The following is a 14531-nucleotide window of genomic DNA, read 5'->3' as shown; positions in this document are numbered from 1 at the left end:
CTATGCTACGGCGGAAATGACGGAGCGACTGGCGGCATAGAAACCAACCCGATCCACCTTAGCCAAGCCGCCAAACTGTCTCACCAGGCGGGTCCACCTCTGGTGGGGGTCCGTTCGCCCTCGACCATGTCCAGCATCTCGTCCTCCAGGGCGCCGGGCGGACCCAGCCGCTCGGCCCAGGCGGTATCGGTGGCGACATGGCAGGTCGCGCAGGCCAGGGCTCCGCCGCAATCACCGTGAATGCCCTGCACGCCGGCATCGACGGCAGCCCGCATCAGATTGGTTCCCGCGGCGACATTCGCGCTGATTTCCGTGCCATCGGCATCGCGCCAGGTTATGAAGGGCACCGTATTCCTCTCCGTCGTCTTGCGAGGCGCGCCCATCCGCGCCCCGATTGCAGCCGCGGCGGGCGGCACGGGCCACCCGCCACGGCCTCGACCATTTCCGGCGACGGCCTTACTCGGCGGCGACGGCGAACGCGCGCCGGTAGCCGCCTGTCCGCTCGGCGATGTAGCGCATGAAGTCGTGGATCGGGCGTTCCAGATAGGACAGATGCCCCGCCCGCGCCGCATCCGCGCTGAGGCCGCGGAACACCTTTTCGGTGCAGCCGCGATCCTCGGCATTGACCTCGTCCAGCAGGCCCTTGAGCGTCGCGACATATTCCTCGGCGCGCGGATCGGCCATGAACTCGGGCGAAAGGCCGCCGCCGAAGACGATCGACACCTGGCCAGTGCCCTTGGGATGCAGCGACAGATACCAGAAATAGCCCGGCGTCAGCGTGATCAGATGGCTGGGATAAAGCGTGATCAGGGCCGTGGTCTTGCGCCAGCGCCCCTCGAGCCGGCGATTGTCAGGATGCGCATTTCCCATCGGCAGCGAGGCTTCCTTGGTGATCCAGTGATAGTTGAAGGCTTCAAGGCCCGGAGGGCACTCCATTTCCTCGAGCCTGGAGTGACCGCCCACGGTCGCGGCATGGCAGACCGGCAGGTGATAGCTTTCCATGAAGTTCTCGGCGAGCACCTTCCAGTTCGTGTCCCAGACATGGGTCTCGCGGAAGCACTCGACATAGTTCTCCATCTCATAGGGGGCGATCAGCTTTTCCAGCGGGCCAAGGGCCGCGGCGACGCCGGGGCGATCCTTGTCGAGCGTGATGTAGATCCAGCCCAGCCATTCCTCGCAGCGGATCGGGGGCAGGGCGTAGTTCTCCTTGCAGAAGCCGGTGGTCTGGGTCATGAACGGCGCCCCTCGCAGGCGGCCGTCGAGGTCATAGGTCCAGGCGTGATAGGGGCAGACCAGCACCCGCTTGTTGCCGCAGCCCTCGACCAGCGTCGACATGCGATGCAGGCAGACGTTCGAGAAGGCGCGCAACTGGCCATCCTTGCCGCGCAAGACCACGACGGGCTGGCCGGCAAGGTCATAGGTCAGATAGTCGCCGGTCTTGGCAAGCCGGCTGGAGCGGCCGACACAGATCCATTCCTTCGAGAAGATGGTCTCGATCTCATGGGACAGGAATTCGGGGTTGGTATAGACGCCCGGCGGCATGGCGCGTGCGTCCTCGAGCGGCCGGTCGGCGGCTTCGAGCAGTTCGGCAAGGGGTTGGGCTAGAGACATCGGGGCGCTCCTTGTCTTGGCGTGGGAAGCGGACAGCCTGTTCGCGCGGGCCGCAGGTCGGGAACCAGCTTGACCTTTTTGCAAGGAATATGAAAACTCGAATATCCGATGATTAAGACAGGTAAAATATGGTTCGCTTCACGCTGCGCCAATGCGCCTATTTCCGCGCCGTCGCCGAGCATGGCGGCATCGCGCAGGCCGCGCGCGCGCTGAACATCTCTCAGCCCTCGGTGGCGCAGGCGCTGGAAAAGCTCGAGGACGTGACCCGCCTGGTGCTGTTCGAGCGGCATCATGCGCGCGGGCTGACGCTGACGCTGCAGGGCCGGCTGTTCCTTGAGCATGTGAACCGCCTTGAGGAACAGGCCGGGCAGGTCGAGCGCGAGGCGGCGGCACTGGCGGCCGAGACCGCCGGAGAGATCCGGCTGGGCGTGTTCCGAACGCTGTCGCCCTTTTACGCCGCGGGGCTGATCCGCAGTTTCGGCGAGGTGGTGCCGGGGGTGATCGTGCGGCAGCGCGAGATGGCGCTGGCCAATCTGGCCGATGCGCTGCGCGACGGTTCGATCGACCTGGCACTGACCTATGATCGGGGCAGCGATCCCCAAGGGCTGGCCTTCGTGCAGCTTGCGGCGTTACGGCCGATGGTGGTTCTTGCCGCCGATCACCCGCTTGCCGGGCGCGATTCCATCGACCTCGCCGATCTGGCCGACGAGCCCTATGTCATGCTGGAAGGGCCCGGAAGCCGCAGCTATTTCGAAGAGCTGCTGGCCGAAAGCGGGATCAGCCCGCCGGTCTCCTACGTTTCTACCTCGCTGGAGGCGGTGCGCAGTGCGGTCGCGGCGGGTTTCGGCTTTACGCTGCTGGTGATGCGGCCCCCGTCGTCGATGACCTATGACGGGGGCGAGGTTAGGACCTTGCCGATCACGAACGACCTGCGCCCGCTGCGCATCGTGCTGGCCTCGCGCGATGGCGCGCATCGGGGACTTGTCGCGCGGCGCTTCACCCAGCATGCGATCGGCTATTTCGCTGCCCGCCATCACGCCCCGGCCTGACGGCCTTGGAATGCCGGGACGCCGGGGACCGCGCCGTTCGGCAGGGTTTGTCAGGGCAGGGCGGGGCGGGGCGCCGACAACTCGCAAGCCGCATGGGCGGGCCGTATCCATCAGGAAGGATCGGGCGATCCAGGCGCAGGCCGGGCCAGCCCTCCCCTGAGCGCCGCAATCGCCCGGCCCACGGCCAATGACTATGATCATACGATCAAAGCGAGTGTTTTCCTCCTGCAGCCTTGCTCAGGCGATTTGGAACCCGTGGCGCAGCGGGTCGTCGTCGTCGACCAGGATGGTGTTGTGGCCGGTGATCCGGGCCCAGCCGCCGATGCTGGGCAGGATGCCGGAATAGGCGCCCACCGTCACCGCCTGCTCGGCCCGGCCCTCGAAGACGGTGCCGATCAGGCTCTTGTTGCGGAAACTCTCGCCCACCGCCAGCCGGCCCTTGCCATGAAGCTGCGCCATCCGCGCCGAGGTGCCGGTGCCGCCGGGCGAGCGGTCGATGGCCTTGTCGCCGTAAAAGACCGCGTCGCGCCCGTCGCAATCCGGCCCGTCCGGGCCGTCGCACCAGATGGCGTGATGGACGCCGCGGATGCGGTCGTCCTCGGGATGGACGACCGCTTCGCCGATCTCGGCCAGGGCTTCGCGCAGGGCGCGGCTATGCGTCACGATCTCGGCCGCGCTCATGCCGTCGAGGCCGGCCCAGCTCTCCTGCGGCTCGATCACCGCGTAGAAATCGCCGCCATAGGCGATGTCCACGACCAGCGGGCCAAGCCCCGGCACGTCGACGGCAATATCGGCGCTGTGCAGGAAGCTGGGGACGTTGAACAGCCGCACCGAGGCGACGCGCTCGCCTTGCATCGCATACTCCACGTCGACGCGGCCGGCCGGGGTCTCGATGGCCAGCCGGCCGGGGGTTTTCGGGGTGACCAGCCCTTCCTCGATGGCGACGGTGGCAAGGCCGATGGTGCCGGCGCCGCACATCGGCAGGCAGCCCGAGACCTCGATGAACAGGGCTGCGAAGTCGCAATCCTCGCGGAAGGCGGGATAGAGGATCGCGCCCGACATGATGTCATGGCCGCGCGGCTCGAACATCAGCGCGGTGCGCACCCAGTCGTGGTCGCGCAGAAACAGGTTGCGGCGTTCGAAGATCGGCAGATGCGGCAAGAGCGGCGCACCCCCGGCGACGACCCGGAGCGGGTTGCCGCAGGTATGGCTGTCGATGCAGAAAAAGCGGTGGCGCATGGATCGGACCTTTGCAAATGGCTTGACGTTCAGCGTGTCGATTGGGCCGGCGTTCGGCGGGTGAAGCCGTCCGGGTGGTTCACTCGATCCCGGCCCTGCGTTCCCTGATCGCCAGGTTGGCCTTGACACCGATGGTCAGGAAAGGCTGCGGGGGCAGTCTTTTCGGTGCGGGGAAGTCGCGATAGATGCGGGTCAGGTCGGTCTGGACCCCCATGATCTCTTCCGCCGCGGCAAGGCCCGAGGCGGTCGCGCTCGATGCGCCCAGCCCGTTGCAGCCGCAGGCGGCGAAGACGCCCTTCTCGACCTCGCCTCAGGCCGGGACGCTGTTCAGCGTCAGGGCCATGGCGCCGCCCCAGCGGTATTGCATCTTCACGTCCGAAAGTCCTGGGAGGCGCTGGGCGAACTTCCCGTCATGCACATGGCCAGCCCTTCGCAGCGTGCCCTCGCCGACATTCATGCCGGGATTGTAGGTATAGCGCGAACGCACCAGCAGCCGGTCGCCATCAGACCCCGAGACGCGGCGCAGGGTCGTGCCCATGGGCGAGGACGGCGTCGCCGCCCAGTCCCTGAGCCCGCCGAGGCGGTTCGGCGAGAAAGACTCGGTCATCGAGGCATAGGTATAGACATGCATGAGCCGGCCGCGGAAGAAGCCGAAGCGCTCGGCATAGCCGTTATTGGCCAGGACGATCCGCCCCGCCGCGACCGACCCGCCGGGCGTCTCGACCCGCCAGCCATTGCCCTTGGGCTCGAAGGACATCGCCGGCGACTGCTCGTAAAGCGTCACCTTGCCGGCAAGCGCATCGGCCAGCCCGCGGATATAGGCGGCGGGTTGGACGATGGCCGTGCCCGGCATGAAGATCGCCGAGCTGAACGCCTGCGAGCCGGTCACTTCCGCGATCTCGGCGTGGTCCAGCAGCCGGTAGGCTTCGCCCAGTTGGTCGAGCTGTTTGGCGTAGTCGAGGATGTGGTGATCGCCCTCAGGCGCCCGGCTTTCTTCAGACGCGCGTGGCCCGGGAACTGACCACCGCCATGACCTATGCCCAGATGCTGCCCACTATTGCGGTGATCACCTGCGCTTCGGGCCTCGGCAAGAGCATGGCGGCTCGTGGCGCGCCTTCTCGGACCATGACATTGACCACGCCACCCCGACCACAGCAGCAGAGAGGATGGCTGTGGTGGGGCGTGGAGAATCGCGCGCTGAATTGCGCGAGTTCTGTGATTGCGTCCGCAGGGAAGGGTTCAATCGACTTAGGCGCGCTTCGTATGCGCTGGCCTAAGTCGTTGAAAATAATGGTGGGCGATAACGGATTTGAACCGCTGACATCTTCGATGTGAACGAAGCGCTCTACCGCTGAGCTAATCGCCCGATGCGCGCTAGATAGCCGCAGCCGCGGCGGGCCGCAAGAGGCTTTGGCGGAAAAATCACGCCTCGCCCGTCGTGCGGCGGCGCAGGCGCAGGGTGATGACCTCGCCGCCCGAACTGTCGTTGCGCCGGCTGATCCGTGCCCGGCCCAGCGGCGGCAGCGCCAGCGTCATACCGGCGGCAATGGCCTCGTCCAGCTCGGCCAGGGTGGCCTCGACGACGGCCTTGACCTCGCTGTTGCGCAGCCCGGTCCGGCGCGCGACCTGGGCCAGAAGCTGCCGCTTTTGCAGAACCCTTGCCGGCTCCGGCTCGGCCATGCTTTCCCTTCTCGGCTTTCCCTCCGATCTTGCCATGAGCGAACTCCTTTCTGCTGGAGCCTCGGTCAAGAAAAAACCGCGCGGGATGGCCCGCGCGGTCAAATGTCAATGGGCGACCGCCGCGCCGCCGCTGCCCTGGTCGCGGGTCGCGGCCAACCGGCTGGCCTCGGCCGCCTCCTCGGCGGCCTCGTCCCATTCGATGGGCTCGGGCATCCGCACCAGCGCCTGCTGCAGCACCTCGCGCACATGGCTGACCGGGATGATCTTCAGCCCTTCCTTGACGTTGGCCGGGATCTCGGCCAGATCCTTTTCGTTATCGGCCGGGATCAGCACGGTCTTGATGCCGCCGCGCAGCGCCGCCAGCAGCTTTTCCTTGAGCCCGCCGATGGCCAGCACGTTGCCGCGCAGCGTGACCTCGCCGGTCATGGCCACGTCCTTGCGGACCGGGATCTGCGTCAGCACCGAGACGATCGAGGTCACCATGGCGATGCCCGCCGAAGGACCGTCCTTGGGCGTCGCGCCTTCGGGGACGTGGACATGGATGTCCACCTTCTCGAATTTCGGCGGCTTCACCCCCAGTTCGGGGCTGATCGAGCGGACGAAGGAGGATGCGGCGTCGATCGATTCCTTCATCACCTCGCCCAGCTTGCCGGTCGTCTTCATGCGGCCTTTGCCGGGCAGCTTCAGCGCCTCGATCTGCAGCAGATCGCCGCCGACCTGGGTCCAAGCCAGGCCCGTCACCACGCCGACCTGGTCGTCCTGTTCGGCCAGGCCATAGCGATAGCGGCGCACGCCCAGGTACTCCTCGGCCTTCTCGGGCGTGACCTCGACCGACTTGACCTTGCCCTTGAGGATCTCGGTCACGGCCTTGCGGGCCAGCTTGGCGATCTCGCGCTCCAGCGACCGCACGCCCGCCTCGCGGGTGTAGTAGCGAATCACATGGGTCAGGGCCTCGTCGCTGACCGCGAACTCGCCCTTGCGCAGCCCGTTCGCCTTGATCTGCTTGGGCAGCAGGTGCTGGCGCGCGATCTCGCGCTTCTCGTCCTCGGTATAGCCTGCCAGCGGGATGATCTCCATCCGGTCGAGCAGGGGGCCCGGCATGTTGTAGCTGTTGGCCGTGGTCACGAACATCACGTTCGACAGGTCGTATTCCACCTCAAGATAGTGGTCCACGAAACTCGCGTTCTGTTCGGGATCCAGCACCTCGAGCATGGCCGAGGCCGGATCGCCGCGGAAATCCTGGCCCATCTTGTCGATCTCGTCGAGCAGGATCAGCGGATTCGTGGTCTTGGCCTTTTTCAGCGCCTGGATGATCTTGCCGGGCATCGAGCCGATATAGGTGCGGCGGTGGCCGCGGATCTCGGATTCGTCACGCACCCCGCCAAGGCTGATGCGGATGAACTCGCGCCCCGTGGCCCGCGCCACCGAACGGCCCAGAGAGGTCTTGCCGACGCCCGGAGGCCCGACGAGGCATAGGATCGGCCCCTTGAGCTTGGTCGAGCGGTTCTGCACCGCCAGGTATTCGACGATCCGCTCCTTGACCTTTTCCAGGCCGTAGTGATCGGCGTCCAGCACCTCCTCGGCCTTGCCCAGATCCTTGCGGATGCGCGACTTGACGCCCCAGGGCAGCGACAGCAGCCAGTCCAGATAGTTGCGGCTGACCGTGGCCTCGGCCGACATCGGCGACATCGACTTCAGCTTCTTCAGCTCGGCCTCGGCCTTTTCGCGGGCCTCCTTGCTGAACTTGGTCGCGGCGATCTTTTCCTCCAGCTCGGTGATCTCGTTCGAGCCGTCCTCGCCGTCGCCCAGCTCCTTCTGAATGGCCTTCATCTGCTCATTCAGATAGTATTCGCGCTGGGTCTTCTCCATCTGCGTCTTGACGCGGGACTTGATCTTCTTCTCGACCTGCAGCACCGACATCTCGCCCTGCATCAGGCCATAGACCTTTTCCAGCCGCTCGGCCGTCACCAGGGTTTCCAGCAGTTCCTGCTTCTTGTCCAGCGCGATGCCAAGATGGCCGCTGACCAGATCGGCCAGGCGGGTGGAATCGCGCGCCTCGGCCACGGCCGAGACGACCTCCTCGGGGATGTTCTTGCGCACCTTGACGTAACGCTCGAACTCCTCGGCCACGGCACGGGTCAAGGCGGCCAGCGTCTCCTCGTCGCCCGGCTCTTCGGGCAGCAACTCGCAGCGGGCTTCGAAATAGGCGTCATTGGGGACGAAATCCGTGATGCTGACGCGCTCGCGCCCCTCGACCAGAACCTTGACGGTCCCGTCGGGCAGTTTCAGGAGTTGCAGCACATTGGCCAGAACGCCGGTGCGGAAAATCCCCTCGGCGGCGGGCTCGTCGACCGCGGCATCCTTCTGGGCAGCGAGAAGGATCGGGCGGTCCTGCTCCATCACGGCCTCGAGCGCCCGCACCGATTTCTCGCGCCCGACGAACAGCGGCACTATCATGTGCGGAAACACCACGATGTCCCGCAAGGGCAGGACCGGATGGGTGGTTTGGGCGAATTCGTTCATGGAATCAGTCCTTTCTCGCCAAGAGGCGCAACCCCTAAAGACAGGCAGTCTGCGCCCCCTGCTGGCAGACAAGATAGGAAGCCGGCGCAAGAGGTTCAATGGGGGATTGGTTCGCACTTTGTTCCCGCGCGCGGCCGGGTTTGCGGCAAGAATAGGGGCCCCCGGCGCGAACCGGAGGCCCTGGCGGTCGTCCGACCTGGAAAGGCGAGGGGAAGGTCAGGTCTTGTCGCGGAAGAAATGGTCGATCTGCTCGTCGGCCTTTTCCTTGGTCCAGCCGTATTTCTCCTGCAACTTGCCGGCAAGCTTGTCCTTCTTGCCCGCGACTTCGGTCAGCTCGTCATCGGTCAGGTCGCCCCATTTCTCGCGGATGCTGCCCTTGAGCTGGTTCCATTTGCCTTCGATGATATCCCAGTTCATCGCTACTCCTTTCGAGCGGTTTGTGTCCGCATGTGGGAATTGAACGACCGTTCCATGGCAGAGGTTCCCGCACCGGGCCGGAGATCCCCCGTGATTCCCGTCGTGGATGTCGAAGCGCGGCCGTTTTCCGGCAAGGCGGATCGATATGGGAATGGCCGGGCAGGGCGACAGGCGGCAGCCTGCCTTGGCCTGGACAACGAGCACGGCGACGCCTCCGGCCGCTGGGGCAATCATGCGCGGGCCACGGCGCGGTGCTTCAACCATCGGGATATGCACGACTCTTATGGCCTGCTGGCGGATCGCGGGGGGCGGCGTCGCGTCGGTGCGCGGAACGATCCCGACACGTCCGGTGACGCATCCGGTTGTGCAGCGCGGGATCGGATAAACCTGCACCAGCATATCGGCGGAAAAGCGCCGTGGATTTACCGAAAAGATCGACAAGTCCTAAGCTTGATGCCAAATTCGGAAAAGAGCGACCGGATGAGCACGGTGCCCACGTCTCACCCGGTCTTGCCGTACCTGTAAAAGCGGAAATCGTTCAACGGCTGAAGTAACCCTGCAATGAAAGCCGTTGAGCGGGAACCTGCCTTTTTGGTGAGGTTTTCCGATGAATTTCCGTATTTGATGCAATTCAGGCGTGTTTCCGTTTCCGGTTTATTCCATCGTATCGCATGGCGGTTGAATATGGAAAATACAATTCGCCTCTGGAATGAAACCCTGTCCTGTTGCTAAACCCTTTGCGGTAAAGATTCGCAATCAGGGTGTGTGCAACGTGGCCAAGGACAAGGGAAAAGACGAGGATCGCGCGGACCCGGCCAGGATCAGCAAGCAGGCCGCGCGGCAGGCGGCCAACCGCGCCGAGCGCGAAGCGCGGCGCCAGTTGCGTCAGGCCGAGCGCGCCGCAAAGCGCGGAAAGACGGCAGCCAAGGCCAAGCCAGAAGCCAAGCCAGAAGCCAAGCCCAAGGCCGCTCCATCCGCGCCGGTGCAGGCTGTCCCCTTCAACATCCTGCTGGTCGGCCAGGACATTCGCCTGGGCATGGAGGCGGCGCTGTTTGCCGCCAGCCTGCGCCGGAACGCGCCCGGCTGGCACGGCAGGCTGATCGTCGCGGAGCCCAGCCCCGAGGGCGCCTGGGCCGGCGCGCGGACCCGGATACCGGCCCCGATCCGCCTGGCGCTTCTGGGTTTCGGGGCCGAGATCCTGCCCTTTGCCGCCCGGCATTTCGGCGCCAGCTATCCCTTCGGCAACAAGATCGAGGCGCTGTCGGTGCTGCCGCCCGGCGAACCCTTCATCTTCTTCGACAGCGACACGCTTGTCACCGGGCCGCTGGACCGGCTGCCCTTCGACTTCTCGCGCCCCTCGGCCTCGATGCGCCGCACGGCGACCTGGCCCGAGCCGCCACTCTACGGTCCGGGCTATGGCGCGATCTGGAAATCGCTCTATGACCGTTTCGGGCTGGATTACGAAAGCTCGCTGGACACCAGCCAGCCCGACGAGCATTGGGAGCGTTACCTGTATTTCAACGCCGGCTGGTTCTTCGGTGCCGACCCGCAGGAATTCGGCCGGCGCTTCCTGGATTGGGCGCTGGCCATCCGCGACGACCCAGGCGAGGCGCTGGCCAGCCAGAAGCTGGACGTGCTGCTGGACCAGGTGGCGCTGCCGCTGGTGATCCATGCGCTTGGCGGCGGGCGTCCCGGCCCCGGCCTGGCGGGGCTCGACGGTGATGTGACCTGCCATTATCGCGACCTGCCGCTGCTTTACGCGCGGGAAAGCGACCTTGCCGTCGAGACGGCCGAGACGGTGCTGCGCGATCCGCGGCTGGCCCCGCTGGCCGAGGCATGGGCACCCGCCCGCCAGATCGTGCTGGAAGGCATCGGCCGGGACCGCATCCGCCCCATGTTCGACCGTCGCCTGCCGCTGAACGAAGGCCGCACGCGGCAGATCCTGAAGAAGGCCGGCCTCTGGCTGCGCTAGCAGCCAGACCCGCGCCGCGCCGCGGCGGTTCCCGGCGGGCAGGGCGCTGCCGGGACCGCAGCCCTCATCCCTTGGACAGCACCGCATCGCAGCGGGCGCAGGTGCCCGGATGGCGGTGGCTGCCGACATCGGGCAGGATCTTCCAGCAGCGCTGGCATTTCTCGCCCTCCGCCGGCTCGAAGACCACGCCGATGCCGGGCACATCCGACAGCCGGAACGCCTCGCCCGGCGCCGGATCGCCGGTCAGGCTCAGGTCCGAAGTGATGCAGATATCGGCGAAATCCACCGATTTCAGCGCCTTCAGATCCTCGGGCTCCTCGACATGCACGACCGGTGCGGCCTCCAGGCTGGCGCCGATCACCTTGTCCGTGCGCTTGATCTCCAGCGCGGCGGTCACGGTGCGGCGGATGCGGCGGATGGTGTCCCATTTCGCCGCCAGCGGTTCGTTCAGCCATTCCGCCGGGGTGACGGGGAAGTCCCGCAGATGCACGCTGTCCTCCTCCGAGGGGAAGCGGCTCAGCCAGACATCCTCCATGGTGAAGGGCAGGATCGGTGCCAGCCAGGTGACGAGCCGGTGGAACAGCAGGTCCAGCACCGTGCGCGCCGCCCGCCGCCGCGGCGCATCGGGCGCGTCGCAGTAAAGCGCATCCTTGCGGATGTCGAAATAAAAGGCCGACAGGTCCACCGTCGCGAACTGGAATACCGCCTGGAACACGCCCTGGAAGTCGAAGCCGTCATAGCCATGGCGCAATTGCCGGTCGATCTGTGCAAGGCGATGCAGCACCCATTGCTCCAGTTCCGGCATCTCGGCCGGATCGATGCGCTCGGCCTCGGTAAAGCCGGCCAGGTTGCCCAGGATGAAGCGCAGCGTGTTGCGCAGCCGGCGATAGCTGTCGGCGGTGCCCTTGAGGATCTCGGGGCCGATGCGCTGGTCGGCGGTATAGTCGGTCTGCGCCACCCAGAGCCGCAGGATGTCGGCGCCGTATTGCTGGATGACCTCGGCCGGCACGATGGTATTACCGAGCGACTTGGACATCTTCATGCCCTTCTCGTCCAGGGTGAAGCCATGCGTGACCACGTTGCGATAGGGCGCCCGCCCCTTGGTCGCGCAGGCCTGCAGCAGCGAGGATTGGAACCAGCCGCGATGCTGGTCGGTGCCTTCCAGATAGACATCGGCGATGCCGTCCGGCGCCCCGTCGGCGCGGTCGCGCAGCACGAAGGCATGGGTCGAGCCAGAATCGAACCACACGTCCAGCACGTCCATGACCTGCTCGTAATCGGCCGGATCGGCCACGCCCGCCAGCACCTCGGCGGCAAAGCCGGGGCGATACCAGGCATCGGCGCCGTCCCGTTCGAAGGCTTCGATGATGCGGTCGTTCACCCGCTGGTCGCGCAGCAGGAACTCCGGGTCGCCGGGCTTGGCGCCCTTCTTCACGAAACAGGTCAGCGGCACACCCCAGGCGCGCTGGCGCGACAGCACCCAGTCGGGCCGGTTCTCGACCATGGAATGGATGCGGTTGCGGCCCGATTGTGGCCACCATTTCACCAGCCTGTCGATGCTGGTCAGCGCCCGCGTGCGGATGGTGTCGCCATATTCGCCCATGCCATCGGCCAGCGCATGGTCGATGGCCGCGAACCATTGCGGCGTGTTGCGATAGATCAGCGGCGCCTTGGACCGCCAGCTATGCGGATAGGAATGCTTGATCTTGCCCTTGGCCAGCAGTGCGCCGGCCCAGGCCAGCTGCTTGATGACGCTGACATTGGCCGGGCCTTCCTTGCCGTCGGGCGCGATGATCGCCTGGCCGCCGAACAGCGGCAGGTCGGCGCGATAGGAGCCGTCCGGCTCGACATTATAGGTCATCGGCAGCTTGAAGCGCAGCCCAAGCTGATAATCGTCGTCGCCATGGCTGGGCGCGGTATGGACGAAGCCCGTGCCCGCGTCCTCGGTGACGTGATCGCCCGGCAGCATGGGCACGTCATAATCCCATTCGCCCGCGCCGCCCTCGACGCTGCGCAACGGATGCGCGAGCAGCAGCCCCTCCAGATCCGAGGCCGCCACGTCCCGGACCCGCTCCCATGCCTCGATCTTCGCCGCCTGTCGCACGCTCTCGGCCAGCGCGTCGGCCAGAACCAGCAACTCGCCGGTCTTCGCCGTCGCATTCTCGACCACCGCGTCCACGCGATAAAGCCCGTAGGCCACGCCGGGGTTATAGGCCACGGCCCGGTTCTGCGGGATGGTCCAGGGGGTGGTGGTCCAGATCACCACGCTGGCCGGGCTTTCCGTTTCCCAAATACCCTGCGACGATTCCACCCGGAACCGCACCCAGATGGTGTGGCTGGTATGGTCGTGATATTCGACCTCGGCCTCGGCCAGGGCGGTCTTCTCGACCGGCGACCACATCACCGGCTTCGAGCCCTGGTAGAGCGCGCCGTTCATCAAGAGCTTCATGAACTCGGCCGCGATCACCGCCTCGGCGTGATGGTCCATGGTCAGATAGGGATCGTCCCATTTGCCGGTGATGCCCAGCCGCTTGAACTCCTCGCGCTGGACATCGACCCAATGCTCGGCAAAGCGGCGGCATTCCTGGCGGAACTCCACCACGTCGACCGCGTCCTTGTCCTGGCCGGCCTTGCGATATTTCTCCTCGATCTTCCATTCGATCGGCAGGCCGTGGCAGTCCCAGCCCGGCACATAGCGCGCATCGCGGCCCATCATCTGGTGGCTGCGCACGATGATGTCCTTGATCGTCTTGTTCAGCGCGTGGCCGATATGCAGGTTGCCGTTCGCATAGGGTGGGCCGTCATGCAGGATGAAGGGCGCGCGTCCCGCTGCCTTCTCGCGCAGCCGGTCGTAGATGCCGATGCGCTCCCAGCGGGCCAGCCATTCGGGCTCGCGCTGCGGCAGGCCGGCGCGCATCGGGAAATCGGTCTGGGGCAGGAAGACGGTGTCGCGGTAATCGGTCGCGGCCTGGGTCTCGGTGGTCGTGTCGCTCATCTGGCGGGAATCCTTCGCTGGCAGGGCAGGCATGCATGACCCGGCGGCGAGGGCTCCCTACGCCGCCGGGCGAATAATTCGGAAAATCCGCGCCCTGCTGAACATGCGCGGGTTATAGGAAACCGCCCCGGACCCTGCAAGCGCCGCTTGCACCGCCCCGCCAGCAGGCAGGGGCCGTGCCTTTGCCGCATCGCGCCTGCGCTGCCATGCCGCGCCGAGCGGGGCCGCCTCGGGCTTGCGGGCCCGGTCGTTCCGGCCCATATCCGCCGCATGATCCCGCCGCGCTTTGACGTCACCCCCGAACAGATCGACCGCGTCGTCGCCACCTTCTACGCCGCGATTCGCCGGCACGAGGTGCTGGGCCCGGTCTTTGCCGCCCATGTCGCCGACTGGCCCGAGCACGAGGCCAGGATCGCCCGCTTCTGGCGCAATGCCATTCTCTACGAACGCGGCTATGACGGCAATCCGATGCAGGTCCACATGCGCGCGGGCGACGTGCAACCGCAGCATTTCTCGCCCTGGTTGATGCTTTTCGACGAAACCCTGCGCCGCACCCTGCCGCCCGAGACGGCCAGGGCCTGGTCGGCGCTGGCGCATCGCATCGGCGCCGGCCTGCGCATGGGGGTCGAGGACCTGCGCGAGCGCCGTCCCGGCCCGCCGGCCTTGCGCTAGGCGGCGCGCGGGGGCAAACAAAACGGGAACATTTGAAAGGACTTCCCGATGAAGATCGACTATCTCGAATTTTCCTCGCCAGACCTGCCGGCCACGAAAGCCTTCTTCAGGGAAGCCTTCGGCTGGGGTTTCAACGATTACGGCCCCGAATACCAGGAACTCGCCGATGCCGGAATCGCGGGCGGTATTGCTGCCGCTGCCCTGGCGCCGCCGCTGGTGATCCTCAAGGCCGACGACTTGGAAGCCGCGCTGGCCCGCGTGACCGAGGCGGGGGCGACGATCACCCGGTCGATCTTCGACTTTCCCGGCGGCCGCCGTTTCCAGTTCCGCGAGCCGGGCGGCACCGAAATGGCGGTCTGGTCCGAACGCTGAC

At 66.1% G+C, this 14531-nt stretch carries 13 protein-coding genes and 1 tRNA gene; 4 read left to right on the top strand and 10 right to left on the bottom strand.

From position 1 onward, the window contains the following. Positions 1–80: 80 nt before the first annotated feature. The gene (locus ACDP63_RS17230) at positions 81–347 is read right to left on the bottom strand and encodes a 2Fe-2S iron-sulfur cluster-binding protein (RefSeq protein WP_409928357.1); all 267 of its coding nucleotides are present in this window, start codon (positions 345–347) and stop codon (positions 81–83) included. 109 nt (positions 348–456) lie between these two features. After that, positions 457–1611 carry an aromatic ring-hydroxylating oxygenase subunit alpha gene (locus tag ACDP63_RS17225; RefSeq protein ID WP_011749712.1) on the bottom strand — a complete coding sequence of 385 codons (1155 nt, stop codon included), beginning with the start codon at positions 1609–1611 and terminating at the stop codon, positions 457–459. A gap of 128 nt (positions 1612–1739) precedes the next feature. Here ACDP63_RS17225 and ACDP63_RS17220 point away from each other — a divergent pair, with 128 nt between their 5' ends. Next, the gene (locus tag ACDP63_RS17220; RefSeq protein WP_024845055.1) at positions 1740–2660 is read left to right on the top strand and encodes a LysR family transcriptional regulator; all 921 of its coding nucleotides are present in this window, start codon (positions 1740–1742) and stop codon (positions 2658–2660) included. Positions 2661–2897: 237 nt separating this feature from the next. Here the strand turns inward: ACDP63_RS17220 and ACDP63_RS17215 are convergent, their stop codons facing one another. The 7 genes from ACDP63_RS17215 to ACDP63_RS17185 all read right to left on the bottom strand — a co-directional run bounded on the left by ACDP63_RS17215 (position 2898) and on the right by ACDP63_RS17185 (position 8960). Beyond that, positions 2898–3899 carry a 4-hydroxyproline epimerase gene (locus tag ACDP63_RS17215; protein ID WP_409928356.1) on the bottom strand — a complete coding sequence of 334 codons (1002 nt, stop codon included), beginning with the start codon at positions 3897–3899 and terminating at the stop codon, positions 2898–2900. 79 nt (positions 3900–3978) lie between these two features. Beyond that, on the bottom strand, positions 3979–4113 hold the full coding sequence (locus tag ACDP63_RS17210; protein ID WP_256233575.1) for a hypothetical protein: 135 nt from the start codon (positions 4111–4113) through the stop codon (positions 3979–3981). Between the two features lie 96 nt (positions 4114–4209). Continuing rightward, positions 4210–4863: an NAD(P)/FAD-dependent oxidoreductase gene (locus ACDP63_RS17205; protein ID WP_197025577.1), complete on the bottom strand. Its 654-nt coding sequence runs from the start codon at positions 4861–4863 to the stop codon at positions 4210–4212. 327 nt (positions 4864–5190) lie between these two features. After that, positions 5191–5265 (bottom strand) — tRNA-Val (locus ACDP63_RS17200). 56 nt (positions 5266–5321) lie between these two features. Continuing rightward, positions 5322–5615 carry an HU family DNA-binding protein gene (locus ACDP63_RS17195; RefSeq protein WP_024845057.1) on the bottom strand — a complete coding sequence of 98 codons (294 nt, stop codon included), beginning with the start codon at positions 5613–5615 and terminating at the stop codon, positions 5322–5324. Between the two features lie 69 nt (positions 5616–5684). Continuing rightward, positions 5685–8102 (bottom strand): endopeptidase La, encoded by a 2418-nt coding sequence (gene lon / locus ACDP63_RS17190; protein ID WP_024845058.1) that lies wholly within the window; start codon positions 8100–8102, stop codon positions 5685–5687. Between the two features lie 216 nt (positions 8103–8318). Further along, on the bottom strand, positions 8319–8960 hold the full coding sequence (locus ACDP63_RS17185; RefSeq protein WP_374327841.1) for a CsbD family protein: 642 nt from the start codon (positions 8958–8960) through the stop codon (positions 8319–8321). A gap of 331 nt (positions 8961–9291) precedes the next feature. On the opposite strand from ACDP63_RS17185, the gene ACDP63_RS17180 reads away from it, so the two are divergent. After that, a complete protein-coding gene (locus ACDP63_RS17180; RefSeq protein ID WP_024845060.1) occupies positions 9292–10491 on the top strand; it encodes a hypothetical protein in 1200 nt (399 codons plus the stop codon). 64 nt (positions 10492–10555) lie between these two features. On the opposite strand, the gene ileS is transcribed toward ACDP63_RS17180, so the two are convergent. Further along, the gene (gene ileS, locus ACDP63_RS17175) at positions 10556–13486 is read right to left on the bottom strand and encodes an isoleucine--tRNA ligase (protein ID WP_024845061.1); all 2931 of its coding nucleotides are present in this window, start codon (positions 13484–13486) and stop codon (positions 10556–10558) included. A gap of 270 nt (positions 13487–13756) precedes the next feature. Here ileS and ACDP63_RS17170 point away from each other — a divergent pair, with 270 nt between their 5' ends. Both ACDP63_RS17170 and ACDP63_RS17165 read left to right on the top strand, forming a co-directional pair. Further along, entirely contained in the window at positions 13757–14158 is a 402-nt protein-coding gene (locus ACDP63_RS17170) for a group III truncated hemoglobin (RefSeq protein ID WP_024845062.1), read from the top strand. Positions 14159–14206: 48 nt separating this feature from the next. Next, complete coding sequence (locus ACDP63_RS17165) at positions 14207–14530, top strand: VOC family protein (protein ID WP_024845063.1); 324 nt, start codon at positions 14207–14209, stop codon at positions 14528–14530. Position 14531: the final 1 nt, after the last annotated feature.

This window comes from Paracoccus sp. P2, from assembly GCF_046335115.1.
Classification (GTDB): Bacteria; Pseudomonadota; Alphaproteobacteria; order Rhodobacterales; family Rhodobacteraceae; genus Paracoccus; species Paracoccus pantotrophus.
This window is presented reverse-complemented; position numbering and strand designations above follow the sequence as displayed.

Excerpts from the sequence above, each read along its gene's own strand:
- ACDP63_RS17225 (WP_011749712.1), bottom strand. The coding sequence starts at position 1,611 with ATGTCTCTAGCCCAACCCCTTGCCGAACTGCTCGAAGCCGCCGACCGG.
- ACDP63_RS17220 (WP_024845055.1), top strand. The coding sequence starts at position 1,740 with ATGGTTCGCTTCACGCTGCGCCAATGCGCCTATTTCCGCGCCGTCGCC.
- ACDP63_RS17215 (WP_409928356.1), bottom strand. The coding sequence starts at position 3,899 with ATGCGCCACCGCTTTTTCTGCATCGACAGCCATACCTGCGGCAACCCG.
- ACDP63_RS17210 (WP_256233575.1), bottom strand. The coding sequence starts at position 4,113 with ATGGGGGTCCAGACCGACCTGACCCGCATCTATCGCGACTTCCCCGCA.
- ACDP63_RS17195 (WP_024845057.1), bottom strand. The coding sequence starts at position 5,615 with ATGGCAAGATCGGAGGGAAAGCCGAGAAGGGAAAGCATGGCCGAGCCG.
- lon (WP_024845058.1), bottom strand. The coding sequence starts at position 8,102 with ATGAACGAATTCGCCCAAACCACCCATCCGGTCCTGCCCTTGCGGGAC.
- ileS (WP_024845061.1), bottom strand. The coding sequence starts at position 13,486 with ATGAGCGACACGACCACCGAGACCCAGGCCGCGACCGATTACCGCGAC.
- ACDP63_RS17170 (WP_024845062.1), top strand. The coding sequence starts at position 13,757 with ATGATCCCGCCGCGCTTTGACGTCACCCCCGAACAGATCGACCGCGTC.
- ACDP63_RS17165 (WP_024845063.1), top strand. The coding sequence starts at position 14,207 with ATGAAGATCGACTATCTCGAATTTTCCTCGCCAGACCTGCCGGCCACG.